The 15,901-nt window shown below is 70.0% G+C and carries 11 protein-coding genes; 1 reads left to right on the forward strand and 10 read right to left on the reverse strand.

The features are described 5' to 3' along the window. The 10 genes from MFF55_RS19740 to MFF55_RS19785 form a co-directional block, all read right to left on the reverse strand. Nucleotides 1–182, reverse strand: a 182-nt coding sequence (locus tag MFF55_RS19740) for a hypothetical protein (protein WP_238245817.1), incomplete at its 3' end; no start/stop codon positions are given. Continuing rightward, complete coding sequence (locus tag MFF55_RS19745) at nucleotides 183–1,361, reverse strand: di-heme oxidoredictase family protein (RefSeq protein ID WP_238245818.1); 1,179 nt, start codon at nucleotides 1,359–1,361, stop codon at nucleotides 183–185. It abuts the gene before it with no gap. Next, the gene (locus MFF55_RS19750) at nucleotides 1,358–2,893 is read right to left on the reverse strand and encodes a multicopper oxidase family protein (RefSeq protein WP_238245819.1); all 1,536 of its coding nucleotides are present in this window, start codon (nucleotides 2,891–2,893) and stop codon (nucleotides 1,358–1,360) included. The genes MFF55_RS19745 and MFF55_RS19750 overlap by 4 nt, the downstream gene beginning before the upstream one ends. A 7-nt stretch (nucleotides 2,894–2,900) precedes the next feature. Further along, nucleotides 2,901–4,184, reverse strand: a complete 1,284-nt coding sequence (locus MFF55_RS19755; RefSeq protein ID WP_238245820.1) for an imelysin family protein — start codon at nucleotides 4,182–4,184, stop codon at nucleotides 2,901–2,903. Nucleotides 4,185–4,435: 251 nt separating this feature from the next. After that, nucleotides 4,436–4,957: a GNAT family N-acetyltransferase gene (locus tag MFF55_RS19760; protein WP_238245821.1), complete on the reverse strand. Its 522-nt coding sequence runs from the start codon at nucleotides 4,955–4,957 to the stop codon at nucleotides 4,436–4,438. Beyond that, nucleotides 4,954–5,274: a DUF2218 domain-containing protein gene (locus MFF55_RS19765; protein WP_238245822.1), complete on the reverse strand. Its 321-nt coding sequence runs from the start codon at nucleotides 5,272–5,274 to the stop codon at nucleotides 4,954–4,956. The genes MFF55_RS19760 and MFF55_RS19765 overlap by 4 nt, the downstream gene beginning before the upstream one ends. Before the next feature lie 230 nt (nucleotides 5,275–5,504). After that, nucleotides 5,505–6,347, reverse strand: a complete 843-nt coding sequence (locus MFF55_RS19770; RefSeq protein ID WP_238245823.1) for a sugar phosphate isomerase/epimerase family protein — start codon at nucleotides 6,345–6,347, stop codon at nucleotides 5,505–5,507. Then, nucleotides 6,344–7,870: a DUF6005 family protein gene (locus MFF55_RS19775; protein WP_238245824.1), complete on the reverse strand. Its 1,527-nt coding sequence runs from the start codon at nucleotides 7,868–7,870 to the stop codon at nucleotides 6,344–6,346. The genes MFF55_RS19770 and MFF55_RS19775 overlap by 4 nt, the downstream gene beginning before the upstream one ends. Then, nucleotides 7,867–10,866: an IucA/IucC family protein gene (locus tag MFF55_RS19780; RefSeq protein WP_238245825.1), complete on the reverse strand. Its 3,000-nt coding sequence runs from the start codon at nucleotides 10,864–10,866 to the stop codon at nucleotides 7,867–7,869. Before MFF55_RS19780 ends, MFF55_RS19775 begins: the two co-directional genes overlap by 4 nt. Then, on the reverse strand, nucleotides 10,850–12,706 hold the full coding sequence (locus tag MFF55_RS19785) for an IucA/IucC family protein (protein ID WP_238245826.1): 1,857 nt from the start codon (nucleotides 12,704–12,706) through the stop codon (nucleotides 10,850–10,852). The genes MFF55_RS19780 and MFF55_RS19785 overlap by 17 nt, the downstream gene beginning before the upstream one ends. A gap of 812 nt (nucleotides 12,707–13,518) precedes the next feature. On the opposite strand from MFF55_RS19785, the gene MFF55_RS19790 reads away from it, so the two are divergent. Further along, complete coding sequence (locus MFF55_RS19790) at nucleotides 13,519–15,900, forward strand: TonB-dependent receptor (RefSeq protein ID WP_238245827.1); 2,382 nt, start codon at nucleotides 13,519–13,521, stop codon at nucleotides 15,898–15,900. Nucleotide 15,901: the final 1 nt, after the last annotated feature.

Below are 15,901 nucleotides of genomic sequence, written 5' to 3' on the forward strand. Positions count from 1 at the left end.
GCCGCGGCCTGGGAGGCGTTCGCCTCGGCGAAGCTCCGGTAGCCTGGGACGAGGACGTCGCGAGCGATGCGCAAGGCGATGGCGCGGCGGTCGGGACCGTCCTGTCCCTGCGCGCGGGCGCGCCCGGGGGCTGCGAGGCCGGCGCCGAGGCCGAGCAGGACGAGGCGTCGGGTCGGCGGCATCTAGAGGTTTCCCACGAAGGCGAGGAGGCGCGCCCGGTCCGGGCCGGGGAGTGCGCGGAAGCGGGCGCGGGCCGCCTCGGCCTCGCCCCCATGCGCGGCGATGGCCGCCGACACGTCGCGGGCGCGGCCGTCATGGAGCAGGCCCGCCCCGTTGCGCAGGGTCTCCGACAGGCCCCAGAGGGGGGCGGTGCGCCAGGCCGTGGGAGTGATTCCCGGCTCCGTGGCGCCGCCGTCGAGGCCGGGCCCGAGGTCGTGCAGGAGAAGATCGGTATAGGCCGGCAGGGACCCGGAGGAGGAGGGCAGCGCGGGCCGGTGACAGGCGGCGCAACCGGCCTCCGCGAAGAGCGTCAGCCCCTGTGGGTCCTGGGCCGGCTCCGGCGCGGGGCGGCTCGCGAGGAAGCGGGCGACGAGGCCGACGAGCTCGGCCGTGATCTCGGGGTTGCCAGGCCCGCCGCCCCCGGGGGCGGCGAGGCAGGCCTCCTGCCGGGCCGTGCAGTCGCCGGCGGGGGCGGGGCGGTCCGGCGTGGAGAGGCCGAGATCGAGGGCGAAGGCGGTCCCGACCTGCGCCTCGAGGGTCGCCGTGGAAGCCTTCAGGCCGAAGCGGCCAAGGCGGCGGGCTCCGTCCGGGCCGGTGATCCAGCGGGGTCGGCCGCGCACGCCGTCCGGGCCCTGCGCCTGCTCCTCGGCAATGGCGAGGATCGCCGCCTCCGGCACGGTCTCGAGGGCGCCGAGCCCCCTCAGCGCCGGCGCGAGCCGGGCGCCGACCCGCGTCGAGGGCTGCAGGGGACCGTAGGCGAGGCCGGCCGCCGCGTAGCCCGCGCCGGCGTGGATTGCCCACCCTTCCGGCGGCACCGCGGGCAGGCCCCGGGTCTGGAACTGGGCGCCGTAGACCGGGTCCGGCCGCCCCTCCGCGTCCGAGAGCCGGAGGACGAGGTTCTCGCTCGCCACCGTTCCGTCCGGCCCGAGCCGCACCGGCCGGCGCGCCAGCCCCTCGTGGCAGGATTGGCAGGCCCGCGCGTTGTGGAGCGGCCCCAATCCGTCGTTGCCCTTGGTCGAGGACGGGGCCGGCACCCAGGCGCGGGCGAACAGCGCCCGGCCCAGCGCCGCGTCGAGGTCGCACGCGCCCGCCGCGGCCGCGCCGAGGGTCAGCAGCGCGGCGCCGAGCACGAGCCCCCTCATGCCGCTACCCGGAGGTAGCCCATCATGCCGTATTCGAGGTGTTCGAGGATGTGGCAGTGAAGCATCCAGTCGCCGGGCGCGGCCACGAAGGCGATCTCGATCCGCTCCCTCGGGTTCAGGATCACCGTATCGGCGAGGTGCCGGGGCAGCTTCTGGCGCGAGGACGAGAGCACCTCGAAGGCGTGGCCGTGCAGGTGGATCGGGTGCGGGTGCGGCGTCGTGTTGACCCACTCGAAGACGTAAGGCCGTCCGGCCTTCAGCGTGCCGAGTGGAGGCGGCAGCACGGCGTCGGGGCCGGAGGGCCAGGGCACCTGGTTGACGGCCCACAGGCTGGTGTCGCGCACGCAGAGGCTGTCGAGCAGGACCTTGGCGAGGGGGTCGCCCGGCGCCAGACCGGCCGCGATCTCGGCCGCCGCCGATGCGCCCGAGGACGCGCCGAAGGTGAAGGTCAGGGGCTCGGCGGCGCCTGTGTCGGCCCGAGGGACCGTGGCGGCGTAGAGCGGTTTCGGCGCGAACGGGCCGCGGTTCAGGCGCGGGCCGGCGGCGGTGAGTTCCGCCACGAGCCAGGGCTCGGCCGAGGCGAAGTCGACGATCCGAAGAATCTCGCCGGCCCGGGCCGGCGCCTGGACGAGGAGATCGGCCCGCATCGCCGGGCCGAGGCGCCAGGCGCTGTCGGGCAGATCGTCCTGCGCGATGGGCTGGAGGGCGTGGCCGTCGGTGGCGATCAACGCCGCCTCAGCCCCCTCCACGCCGATCTGCACGATGCGGGTGGAATCGAGGTTGAGGAGGCGCAGGCGCACGAGGCCGCCGGTGGGCACCGTGGCCCGCAGCGGCCCCGCGACGCCGTTGACGCCGCGGATCGTGCCGAAGGTGCCGGCCCGCCCCGCGCCCTCCTTGGTCTCGAAGGGCAGGAACCCGCCGTCCTGGGCCAGGCGCCAATCCTTGATCGCCACGGTGAGCTCGGCATCGGCGTAGCCGGGCGGCGCGTCGCCCTCGACGATCAGCACCGCCATCAGGCCGCGGCCCGCGCCGCCGGATTCGTCGCAATGGGGGTGGAGGAAGAAGGTGCCGGCATCGGGCAGGTCGAACGCATAGGCGAAGCGCTCGCCCGGCCGGACGGGCGCCTGCGTCAGGTAGGGCACCCCGTCCATCCCGTTCGGCAACCGGATGCCGTGCCAGTGGATCGAGGTATGCTGCGCCAGCCTGTTCTCCAGGGTGGCGTTGATCCGATCGCCGACGCGGGCGCGCAGCACGGGCAGGACGGGCGAGCCCTCCGGCGCGAAGGACCACACCCGGGTCAGCGGCTGGCCCGGCCCGAGCACCGCGGCCTCGCGCTCGGCCGCGACGAGGGTGAGATCGTGCGTCCGGGAGGGCGGTCCGCCGTCCGGAGCCGGCGTTAGGCCCTGCAGGCGATCCACCGCGCTCCGGTCGCGCGCGGCGAGCGGCACGACGCCGGCCGCGAGGGCGGCGAGCCCGCCGGCGATGAGACTGCGCCGGCCGAGGCCTTCGCTAGGGGGGCGCCAGTCCGTCATGCGCCGCTCAGCCCTTCTTCTCGACCTTGGCGGGGGCATCGAGGCTGTCCGACCCCTCGACCGAGACCTTCAGGCCGAGCTTGGCCACGACGGCCTCGACGGCGCGGGTCTGGGCGACGAGCGCGTCGATCGCCTCCTGGACGAGCCGGTTCCCCTCGGTGTTCCCTTCGGCGATCATCTGGTCGTAGGCCTCCTTGCCCGAATCCGCCCGGGCCTTGACGGCCATGAGCTTGTCGGAGGCCGTCGTCATGGCGGCTTCGAGGCGACGTGCCTCCTCGGGCGCCTTCGCCGCGGCGAGCGCCATCAGCAAGGGACCCTCCACCACCTTGCCGTCGGTGCGCGCGTAGCGCCCGTTCACGATCGCGACCATGCCGACCTGGTTGTACCAGTGCGAGTTGTGCGTGTTGTCGGAGAAGCAATCGTGCTCCTCCTCCGGGTCGTGCAGGATGAGCCCGAGCTTCATGCGCTCGCCCGCGAGCTCGCCGTAGGAGAGGGAGCCGATGCCGGTGAGGATGGTGGCGAGCCCCTCGGTCTCGCTCTTCTTGGCGAGGTCCCCCCTCGCCCTGCCGCCGGGCGCCCAGCTCTTCGCCATCCCGGCGAGGTCGTCGACGAGAAGGTTCGTCACCGCCGTGAGATAGGCGCGCCGCCGGTCGCAATGGCCGCCCGTGCAGCCTGCGCCGTCGACGTAGTCGCTCGCCGGGCGGTTGCCGGCGCCCGGACCCGTGCCGTTGAGGTCCTGCCCCCAGAGCAGGAACTCGATGGCGTGGTAGCCCGTCGCCACGTTGGCCTCGACGCCCTGCGCCTCGTGCAGCTTGAGCAGCAGGGCCTTGTCGATCTTGGCCGCATCGATCTGGGCCCGCCCGATGCGGATGCTCCTGTTGGCGATCACGTCGGCGCGGAAGAGCGGGTTCTCGTCGGAGGCCTCGCCGTATTTCGCGGTGTCGACGTAGTCGATCAGCCCCTCGTCGAGGGGCCAGGCGTTCACCTGGCCCTCCCAATCGTCCACGGCCTTGTTGCCGAAGCGGAAGCCTTCCGTCTGCGAATAGGGCACGCGGGCCTTGATCCAGGCCTCGCGGGCGGCCTTCAGGGTCGCGTCGGATGGCGCGGCGAGCAGGGCGTCGACCGCCCGCTTCAGCGCACGGCCCTCGGAATGCGTGTCCTCGAATAGGGCCTGCGCGATGGCGGCGTAGGTATCGAGCACCGGCTTCGGCGCCGGGGCGGTCTGGGCAAGCGCCGGGAAGGCGAGCGCGAGGGCGAGACCTGCCGAGGCGATGAGGCGGGATGCAGTCATGGGCGTCTCCGAGGAGCCGGTGGTCGATTGGTTGTCTTGCCGCAGGGGGCGGGACAATTGCGAGGCGCTTCCCCCTGGCGCAGGGCGATCGCGGATGGGGTTCGTCAACCCCGATTGTCATTCCGGGGCGCCGCAGGCGAGCCCGGAACCCAGAACCGCCGACACTGCTCCAGCCTACCATGCCAGCGGCTCTGGGTTCCGGGCTCCGCTTCGCGGCCCCGGAATGACAAAGGGGAGAGCCACGGATCACCTCACATCGTACGCGGGAACCGCACGCGGGCCATGCAATGCACGTCCGCGAAGGCGCCGTTCCGGAAACTGGCCGCCCTGTGGGTGCCCTCGATCTCGAATCCGAACTTCCTGTAGAGGGCGATCGCCCTGTCGTTGTCGGTGAAGACGGTCATCTCGATCCGGTTGATGTTGAGCCAGTTGTCGGAGGTGTCGATCATCTCCGCGAGGAGACGGGAGCCGATGCCGCTCCCCATGAAGTCCTCGTGGACGGCGAGCCAGAACTCGGCGGCATGCGCGCGCCGTCCGTAGAAGGGACGAAGGGCCGCCGCGCCGACGACGCGATGGTTGAGCTCCGCGACGAGGTGGAGGTCGCGCGGCGAGCGCGGCTCAGCCCATTTCTTGACCGCCTCGAAGGATTCGTAAGGCAGCGCCAACGTCCCGAAACGGAAGGCGGGCTGATTGTAGATCTCGAAGAGGTCCGAGGCATCCTCCCCGCGCATGGCGCGCGTGGTCACGTCCGTCCTGCCGTCTGCGTGGCTCATTGCGACGGCTCCTTCGCCTCGCGCGCGCCGGGAGCGGCTTCCGTCCATTCGTAGCGGAGCGTCTCGCGGAACGCGAAGCGGTCCACGTGTCGCACGACGACGTCGCGCAGGCCGGACAGATTGGCGGCGTCCTCCGCCGTCAGATCGATCGTCAGGGCGTCGGTGCTGGCCTTGAGCCGGGTCTCGCCCAGCGGCAGCGCGATGCGGCCATCGGAATCGGTGAACGTGGTGTCGAACCGGTGCGCCCAATGCTTGCAGAGCTGCTGAAGGTAGCGGCTCGCATGGGGCGTGGGGACGACGGCACGGGATTGGGGCATGGCTACTTCCGGGTGGTGGATGGTGGTCTGAAAGGTCGTGCGGCTCTCCCCTCCCCCTTGTGGGGAGGGGCCGGGGATGGGGGTTGGTTCCGCTTGCCTCCGCAGCAGGGTCACCCAGCCACCCCCACCCCGAACCCCTCCCCACAAGGGGGAGGGGACGCGCCATATCGACCTCATCAGGCCAGGACCGCGTGGGCAACGTCATGCCGAAGGCCTCCAGGGACATGCGATCACCCGGCGATGTCCATCTGGAACGCCAGCTCGTTGCGGCGTCTCGCGGTGACGTTCCGAAGCGCGAGGAGATCGGCCGGCAGAACGGACGAGCAGGCGTCGCCGAACCATTCGAGGGAGGCCTCGGCGTTCGGGTGCAGGCTGTCCAGGAAGGACCGGTAATCCAGCGCACCCTCGAACAGGCCGGTCATGCCCTCGCGCCGGCCGGCCGCGGCGTAGACGTTGGCCGGGTCGAAGACGGAGAGGTCAGAGCGGGCCCGGACGTTCTTGAGGTGGTAGTAGTCGATGTGCGCCCCGAGGCGATCATGCACCGCCAGCGGATCGTCGCCGCCTTCCCAGACATGCAGCGCGTCGAAATTGACCTTGAGCGCCGGGTGATCGACCTCCTCGAGGAGGCGCATCAGCGAGGCGGTGGTGTCGGCGAGCGTGTTGGGGTGCGTCTCGACGAGGAGTCGCATGCCGTGATCGGCCACATGGCCCGCCGCCATCCGCAGGCGGCTCGCGATCAGCGCACGCTCCTCCGGCGAGGTCGCGGCGCTGCCCTTCGTGCCGGCGAAGGTGCGAAGCCTCGGCGACCGCCACTGCTCGGCGAGCCGGCAGAGCCCGGCCGTCCGCTCGGACAGTAACTCGGGGGCTGCGTCGAGCGGCAGGTAGTCGCTCAGCATGGGCACGCGCAGGCCGTAGGCCGCGAGCCATTCGCCATGGTCGCCGGGGCCGAGATTGCGCGCGTGCACGCCCCAGAGCTCGATACCGTCGAAGCCGCTGCCGCGGGCGAACCGGGCGATCTCGCCGATCGACAGGAGGTGGTGGCGGAAGCTGATCGTGCAGAGCGACACCCTCATGCGATCCGCCTTTCGCGCCGGGGCGTCGCGAGACCGGGGCGGGCCTCGCGCCATGCCGCGTAGGCATCCCCGAGCTGCCGCTTGAGCGAGAACTCCACCGCGTCGAGCGCGTCGAGCTTGGCCAGCACCGGGGCGACCTGCGCCGAGTCCTCGGTCCTGGCGAGCTTCAGGACGGCGTAGTGCAGGGCGGTGAGGCCGTTCACCAGCACCTCGACCTCGTCGCAGACCCGCTGGAACTCAGCGTCCGGCCAGCCGAGCGCCCGCCAGAAGAAGGCGAAGCCGTGCTCGTAGGCCCATTTGCGGATGGTGATCACGGGAAGCTCGCGCAACGCGTCCCCGAGATCGGCGAGCCGCAGCCCGCCCCGCCCCTCGGCATGGGCCGAGACGATGGCGCGCGCCGCGTCGATCAGCGGGTTGGCATCGGGCCGGAAGCAGGCCTCGAAGAAGGCCGCCAGATCCGCATCCGCCGGCGGGCGGGCGAGCGAGGGATCGAATTGGTAGCCGCCGGCGACGCTCGGCTGGCGGATGGCGTTCAGGAGCTTGTCGCGTTCGATCAAGCCTTCCCAGCGGAAGTCGGGATCGCGGACCTGCCAGACGACAGGATCCTCGCTCAGCTCCACCATGAGGTAATGCGGGAAGGGGTTCTGGTTGAACTTGTTCTCGCGCTCGGGGAGGTGGAACATGTCGAGCATCACCATGATGCACTCCTCCGGCCCCCGCCGTTCCAGGCATTCGAGTAGGGTCGCGACGTTCTCGTCCTTGGAGCGGGAATGGTCGTACCAGGCGTGGAGCGGCACGCCGTAGAGCCGTTCGAACCAGTAGCGGAAGGACTCGTGGTCCATGGCGTCCGAATGGTAGGCGAGCCTCGACCCGTCGGTTATCGCGAACTCGGCGTCCCAGATCAGGAAATAGAAGGGGCGGTGGTCGATGCCGCGCGTCTTCAGCCCGTCGCAGAGGCAGCTGACGAAGCAGTGGATCTTCAGGTCGTAGGGCATCTCGCCGTGGACGCTCTCCCCTTCTCCCCGACCAAGTTCACACACCGCGTTGCACGGAGTCGCGGGCGCCGCGCCGGGCTCCCTCTCCCAGGGGGAGAGGGTTGGGGTGAGGGGAGTAGATTCTCCGGAGAAGGCACGCCCCTCACCCTGTCCCTCTCCCCCTAGGAGAAGGGACCCGCGCCGGAGACCCTGGTCGGTGCGCCTGAGGCCACGATCCGCGTCGGCGCCGATTGTGTGGAGGTCATAGTCCTCCCCCTCCGGCGCGGCGGCCGGCTCGTGCTGTCCATCGGCCACGAGGAGGGCGGCGAGGTCGGCCACGGTTGAGACGTCCTGCCGGCTGATCGCCTCCTCGGGGATCGGCAGCGCGAGGTTCATCTCCAGCGCCAGCATGACCTGGAGGAGCTGGACGGAGTCGAGATAGAGGTCCTCGTTCAGCCGCGCCTCCGGCCCGAAGCGATCGAGATGAGGGTGATTCATCTCCTCGCGCAGGATCGTGCCGATGGCCTCGACGACGCTGTCCCGGTTCATGCCACGGCCTCCGCCAGGATGTCGCCCATGAGGCCGCTTCGATAGCGCTCGGCCACCTCGCGGCGGGAGATCTTGCCGTTGGCCTGGCGCGGGATCGCCGTCACCTGCACCGCCTCGACCGGCACCTGGTGGCCGGCGAGCCAGCGCCGGCACCAGTCCTGCAGGGCGCGGGGCGGCACCGGCGCCTCGGCGCTGAACAGGAGCGTCACCCGCTCGCCCGCGAACGGATCGGCCCGGGCGAAGGCGACGGCGTCGGTGATGCCGGGCATCGCCATCACGACGTCCTCGACCTCGCCTGGATAGACGTTGAGGCCCGACACGTTGATGGTGTCGTCCTTGCGCGAGACGAAGACCAGCATGCCGTCGGGCTGCAGGTAGCCGAGATCGGCGGTGAGGATCGTGCCGCCCTCGCCATCGACCACGATCTCCGCCGGCGCCTCGGCGCCCGCCCGGACGCGGTGATGGGGCAGCGGATAGCCGATCGCGTCGGCGCGGCGCAGATCGGGATTCACCGCGATGCAGCCGGCTTCCGAGCAGCCGTATTGCTGGAACAGGTGGCGGACACGGGCCCGGATGGCCGCGAACCACGGCGCGGGGAGAAGGGTGCCGGAGACCATCGCCGCGTGGATCTGCTCGCCCTCGGGAAGGAGCCGGGCGAGCGTGTGGAGCAGGGCCGGCGAGGTGTAGAGCAGCGGGCGCTCGATCTCGCGCAGGCGGCGCAGGAGATATTTCGGGTTGGTGGTGTCCACGATCACCGGCGCCCGGCCGCGGCGCAGACCGACGAGGAGGCCGCAGATCAGCCCGTAGGAATGGGTGATCGGGCAGGCGATCACCGGTGTCATGCCGTCCGGCTCGGTGAAGGTGGCGACGTAGCTCTCGATCTCGCGCTCCACCGCGCTCCAGGGGCGGGCGATGCATTTGGGCTCGCCCGTGGTGCCCGAGCTCATCTGGAGAAGCTGGCCCTCGCCCGGAACGGGCGGCGGGGCGCCCGCCAGGACCTCGCCGTCGAGCGCGTCGAGGAACAGGCGGTGGCAGCCCGCACGCTCGGCGAGCCGCCGCGCCCCCTCGTCGGGCAGGGCCGGATGGATCGGCAGGAGCGTGGCGCCGAGCCGGCGGGCGGCGAGGATGAAGGCGAGGCTCTGGGCGGTATCACGAAAACGCGCAGCGACGCGCTCGCCGCTGCCGCCGCGCAGGCGTGCCTGACCCTCGACGCGCCGGATGGCGGCCTCCATCTCGTCCGCACCGATCGTGCGTCCGTCGATCTCGATCATGAAGTCTCCCGAGGGATCTTTGGGATGAGGGAACAGGGCGTTGGGTACGAGGCGGCTGCACCGCGACTCGTCGAGCCCGAGCTTTCGCGAGAGCAGCGCCTCGACGCGCAGCCGAGACTCGTCGATCCGGAGGCGAGCGAGGCGATCCTCCAGCCCGTGCTCCGCCGCATGGCGCCTCAGCCGGGCGCCGAGGTGGCGCCAGAAATCCGCCTCGTCGAGGCCGTGCCGCTGCGCGAGGAGATGGGTGACCTCGCAGAGGTTGAAGACGAATAGGCTGTCCGTCACGAGCTCGGCGAGCACCGAGGCCGAGCGCATGGCGTGGAAGCGATCGTCCGCCGGGCCGGCATGGGCGGGGTCGATGGCGCCGAAATCCGGGACACGGGTGGGGTTGGACACGAAGTCGACGGCGTATTCCGCGCTCTCGTGGAAATCGCGCAGGATCACCCGTTCCGGCCAGCCCTGGCGATGCACCAGGATCATGTTCTGGCCGTGCGCCTCGAGCGCGACGCCGTGCGCCACCAAGAGGTGCCAGACGGGCAGGACCGCGACCTCGACCAGCCGGTCGAGCCAAGCTTCGAGGCCGTAACGCGCGAGCCAGGCCGCGACGAAGGCGTCGCCGTCCGCCTCGCGCGTCGCCAGGACGTTGAAGGGCACGGCGGACTCGCCGGGCGACAGGACCGGGCTCTCGCGCCAGATCGCGCCGAGCTGGCCCTTCAGCGGTCCGTCCCGGTCGGCGAGCGCGGCCGCGTATTCCCGCAGGACGTCCATGCGGTAGCGACCGCGAAGCAGCGGGTCGTCCGCGACGATTCCCGCCAGCCAGTCCGAGAGGGCGGGCCCGGTCAGCACGAAGTGGGGATCGAGGGTGCGAAGGCTCGACGTGCTGACGACGCTCAGGGCGAGCTTCACGCTCGCGGCGCGCGGGTCGTTGAGGTTGTGCAGCGTGCGCAGGGACTGGCTGGCGCAGTAGCGCGCGCCGGCAGCGCCGAGGGCGACGGCGCGGCCCTCGGCCAGCCAGGGCCGCAGCGCGCCCTCTTCCAGCCAACGCGTCTGCCAGGGATGGACCGGCAGGAGGGCGTGCGTTTCGAAGGAATGCCCGGCCTCAGCGAGGCGGCGGGCCAGGACGTCCCAGTCGCCGCCGAGTTCGGCGCGGTAGAACGCGGCCTCGCCGCCCGGCAGCGAGAGGGCGATCGCGTCTCTCCGGATGGCCAGCCATTCGAGCCGGAACGGCTGGGCGCATTCGGGCCCGTAGCGGCGATGGTCCGCCAGTGTGAAGCCGGTGCGCGCCTTGAAGCAGGGATGGTAGGGATGTCCCTCCGAGACCGCCCCGTCGAGCGCCGCGAAGGAGAGGGTGCGGCGATCCGGCGGGGACAGGTTTTCGGAATTCCAGCGGCAGAGCTCGATCGTCTGCTGAAGCTCCGCCAGCAATCGCTCCCGGTGCTCAGGCAGGGCCGGCAGGACGTCCACGAGCCCGGCGAGATCGGCCGGGCGCCACGCGCCCTCCGCCTCGGCCATCTCGAGGGTCGAGGGATCGAGGCGGGGGCGGCCGAAGGGGCCGATCGCGCCGGCAGCGCGGAAGCGGCGCGCGCCGACGCGCCATTCCAGCTCTCCGGACGCTCCGTCGCGGGCAGCGTCGATGTCGGCGAGGCCCTCGAACAGGATCGCCTCTGCGAGCTGGCGCAGGACGCGCTCCTCCGGCCAGCGCCGAGGCTCAAGAGGCAAGGGCACGGCCGGCCTCGCTCCGAGCCGCCGCGCGAAGCCTGAGCGGGTTCGGCATGTCGATGTAGTTGCCGGTGCCGTCGCCCGAGGCCAGCTCGTCGCGATCCGACAGGCGCACGCGCAGGTTGGCCTTGGTGCAGAGGGTCGGCCCGTCGAGCACCGAGCGGGCGAAGGCCCGGCCGGCCCCCGTCATGCGGCGTGCCATCGCCTCGAGCCGGGCGGCGAGATCGTCGAGCAGCACCTCCTCGCGGATCAGCCCGTCATGCCCCATGCGGGCGACGACGGCGAAGATCTGGTTGACCACGAGGTAATAGGCGAGGCGGCGGCGGATCTCACAATCGTCGAAGTAGAGCGAGGCGATGGCGGCGGTCTCGGGCGCGAGCCGCAGAAGCCGGGGGCGGGCGGCCTGCGACAGGTAGAAGCCCTGGTTGTCGCGGTAGAAGCCCTGGCGCGGCCAGCCGGCGGCGACGTCGAGGAGCGCGTTCTGCTGGTGCGCTTCGAGCGCGATGCCCTGCTCCTCGTAGAGGGCGACGACGGGCTCCAGCATGCAGTCGAGGTAGAGGCCGAACCAGGTCCGGGCGGCGCGCGAGAGCTCGCCTGCGTCGCCGCAGATCCGGCGAAGGAGACCTTCGAGGCGCGAGGGGCGTCCGGGAAGGGGCTCGGCGATGAGCGCCGCGAGGGTGGCGACGCCGCGCTCGGCTCCGTTCCGGAACGGATTTTCGCGGAACACCGTCTCGAAGCCGCTCTCCTCACGGCCGGGGCAGTGCAGCGTGAGGTAAGCGGGGTCCGAGATGATCCGGAAGGCAGGGTGGCGGGCGCCGAACCCGCTCCGCGCGAGGAGCCGGGCCATGGCGACGCCCGCTTCGAGTTCCGCGAGCCGGTTCACGCGCAGCGAATTGGTGAGCGTGACGGGAAGCGAGAACTTCGCCATCCAGGCGCAGTCCGGCGCATAGACGGTCCGCAGGGACGACGTCGCCGTGAAGCGGGGCCCGACGGCGTCGAGGCGCCGCAGCAGGCCCGCATCGATCATTGCCGAGACGTGGGGCTGCAGCATCAGCGCCTCGGCCTGAAGCGGATGCATGGGAAGGACGATTTCGCCAGGACGCAGCGGCAGTCGGGCGGCGTCGGCGCCGAGAAGGTCCCGCGCGATCTCGGGCGCGGAGCGAGGGCCCGCCGACTCGTGCCGGGCCAAGGTCCCGTCGACGGCGAACACGGCGAGCGGGAAGGTGCCGGCTTCCTCCGGCGCGTAGGTGCGCGCCTGCCAGGGGGTGAGACCCTGCCGACTCTTGGGCGTCGGGTGAAGCCAGTGACCGAAGACGAGGGCGCGCTCGGCCCCGATGAAGCTCGTATCCTCGCCCGGTTCCCGTCCCGCGAGGTCGAGCTGCCGGGCCGTCTCGCGGTAGCTGTCGAGGATGCGCCCGAGCAGTTCCAGCTCGCGCCCGCGAGCGGTCTCGCTCGATCCTCCGTCCACCCGCGCATAGGCCTCGCCCAGAAGCTCCTGGATCGCCCGCATCGGCGCCACGTTGCGCCAGCGCGGTTCATGGAGATGGCGGGTCCAGAGGCGGCCGAAGCCCTGGGCGCCGCACAGCGAAGGCGAGCGGATCTCGGCGCGGATCGCGAGGCGCTGGCTGCGCAGGTTCCATTCCACGCAAGGCGCGGGTGGGCCGTCCGCCAGGGCATGACGGACCCGGATGCCGGGATCGATCTCACGCAGGTAGCCATTGGCGAAGCTGCGGAAGGCCGCAGCCTCGGCGAGGTGCTGGGACGAGGGCCTCGCCGACCGCGCGTCGCCGACCAGGACGGTGTCCGACCGCCCCCCTGCTCCGGAATCCGGTCGTGGCGAACTCATTGCCGCGGCCGCGGGAAGCAGGACGGCAGATTACGCAATGAAGAGGGCAGCTTTACCCTGTATAGACCAGAAAAGGAGCGCGATCTTGTGTTAATTCTCACGAGTCTGCGAGCTCCAGGCGTTTCCACGAACTAGCGCGCGTGTTGATAGAATTCGTTTCTGACGTCAAGCGGCAACGATCTTATTAGAATTGTTCTGACTCTAGGGTCATTCTGGGTCGATGAAGCCCTATGTTGCTTTTGCACGTGATTTGGACATTCGAGCTATTCATCACGTCGCTATGTCACGCTGCTCCGCCTTCGCGCTCGTCGAGGCGCCCGGGCCTCGGCCCACGATCCTCGGTGACCTCAAGGACAGGGGATGGTTCGGTGCTCCGCACGGTCGAACCGTCGCCATGGGCCTGCCGCCCCCAGACGCTCCACGAGGACGATCTTGGCTGACCGGGGTCAACCACAAATGACCCGATCCTGTTCCGAATAAACAGCCCAATTCAGAAGTATTTTTGATTAGAATACTTCCAGATATGGATCCACCACCATGTTGCTCCTGCGCAACGCGGCCTTTAAATAATCTACATCTTATCGCTGTTCTAATTTCGAACGCTCCTCTGTAGCGAAGCAATTCATCTGCAAGTTCAGCAGCTTGCCCAGCTTCGCGACGCCAGACTAGAAGATGTCTAACCTATTGTGAGAGTTGCATAATCCCGGAAGTTTCCTTTCGTGGCCCAGCAATCGAGCGGAGTGGGTTGCTCGGTCGGCAGATCACAGGGGTTCGGAATGGCGTCGTGCGTAGGCGGGTCACACAGGCGGAAGGTGCGGATTGCCCTCGCCGGCGTGTCCATCGGGGTGATGGCCCAGGCGGCGGCCGCTCGGGACGAGAACGCGGACCACGCGGTGCCTCCCCATGCTTCGGAAGTGGCGAGGGATTCAGGCGAGGTCCAACCGTCCAGGCCGAAGGCCTCCCGGAGACCGAAGCTCGTCGCAGGCGCCGCGCCCCTCACGCCCGTCGATCCACGCTACGTCCAGCTCGGCGCGCAGCGCGCGGATGCAGTGACGCTCGACGAGTTGCGCGTCGAGGGCCAGGGCCAGGGACGCGGCGTGGCGACGGGCCAACCGCCATCGTCCGGAACCGTAGGGCAGCCCCCCGTCCCCTACGCCGGTGGGCAGGTCGGGTCCGGAACCCGGGTCGGCTTCCTGGGCAACCGCTCCGTCCAGAAGACGCCCTTCAACGTGACGGGCTACACGGGGAAGCTGATCGAGGATCAGCAGGCGCGCTCCGTTGCCGACGTCATCCAGAACAACCCATCCGTGCGCAACGACGCCCCGCCCTACAGCGAGCGCGACTCGTATTTCATCCGCGGCTACTCGGTCACCAACCTCGATACCGCCTTCGACGGCCTGTTCTACATCGCCAACCCGCGCCGCAGCTTCACGGAAGGCCTCGAGCGGGTCGAGGTCCTGCTCGGCCCGACCGCGCTTCTCAGCGGGGGCACTGGCCGCGTCGGTGGCACGATCAACCTCGTTCCCAAGCGCGCCTTCGACGAACCCCTCACGCGCGTCACGACGAGCTATTTCAGCGACTCGCAGATCGGCACCCATGTCGACCTCGGTCGCCGCTTCGGCACATTCAAGGAATGGGGCGTGCGCTTCAACGGCGCCTACCGCAACGGCGACACCCCGCTCGACAAGAACGCGATCGAGGTCAGCAATCTCGCGGTGGGCCTCGATTATCGCGGCGATCAGTTCCGCGCCGCGCTCGATCTGACCCGCTCGACGCAAAACGTCACGGCACCAACGTCGCTGTTCAACTCGGCGGCCGCGAATACTGTCATTCCCCGCGCTCCGAACAATCGTCGAAACACGTCGAACTCCTTCGAGTACTACGACTCGAGGTACAATATGCTAGCGGGTCGAGTCGAGTACGATCTCCTGCCAAACACGACGATCTACGCCGCGGGCGGCGTCATGCGCTACAATGAGGATTCACTGTCGTCATCCTACCAGATCACGCGTCCGACGGGCCAGGCGACCAACACGCTTTCCATTGCTCCGACCGAGATACAGGGGCGAAGCATCGAGGTCGGGCTTCGTTCCGAGTTCCAGACGGGCCTCATCGGTCACCAGCTCAATGTCTCGGCCGTCGAGTCCTACAACGCGACCTTCCGCGGTGGCAGCGTCGCACCGCGGCTGCCGAGCTACCAGACCAACATCTACGATCCGGTCTACCTGCCGTTCGGCTCGGTCCCGACGATCGCATTCCCACGCTCCGGCGGACAACCCATCGCCGCGGATCTCACCGCGCGCAGCATCGCCGTGGCCGACACCCTTTCGCTGGGCGGCGACCGCTTCCTCCTGACCTTGGGAGGACGCTACCAGGAGATCGACCAGAACGGCTTTGTGACACTTCCGGGGCCGACACGGGGCAACCCGACGTCGCAGTACAAGGAGGGCAAGATCACTCCGGCCATCGCCCTCGTGATCAGCCCCTTCGACTCACTGTCGTTCTACGGCAACTATATCGAGGCTCTCGTGCCGGGGCAGGCCGCGCCGGCCGTGGCTATCAATGCCAACGAGGTTTTCGCTCCCACCGTGAACCGGCAGAAGGAGATTGGTGCCAAGTACGATTTTGGCACGGTCTCGGTCACGACCTCGCTGTTCGAGATCGAGCAGCCGAGCGCCTTCACCGACCCCACCACGAGGCGCTTCTCCGTCAGCGGTCTCCAGCGCAACCGCGGCATCGAGTTCAACGTGTTCGGCGAGGTCATCCCGGGCGTGCGGCTGCTCGGCGGCCTCACGCTGATCGACGCGAAGCTCGTCAACACGGCAAGACTCGCCAACGCGGCGAGAGGCCAGTTCGACGGCAACGCCGCGCCCGGCGTCCCCGACGTGGCGTTCAACCTCTACGGCGAGTACGACCTGCCGCCGTGGCTGGCGCCGGGGCTAACGCTAACGGGCCGGGCGATCTACACGAGCAGCATGTTCTACAACCAGGCCAACACCCAGTCGGTCCCCGACTGGACCCGCTTCGATGCCGGCTTGCGCTACACCTTCGAGGGGGTGAACGGGAAGCCCGTCGTGCTCCGCGCCATCGTCGAGAACGTCCTCGACGATTCGTACTGGGCGTCGGCCGCGCGCGGCTTCCTCGCGGTCGGGGCACCGCGGACTGTCATCCTGTCCGCATCCGTCGATTTCTGAT

It is taken from the genome of Methylobacterium iners, assembly GCF_022179305.1.
GTDB lineage: Bacteria > Pseudomonadota > Alphaproteobacteria > Rhizobiales > Beijerinckiaceae > Methylobacterium > Methylobacterium iners.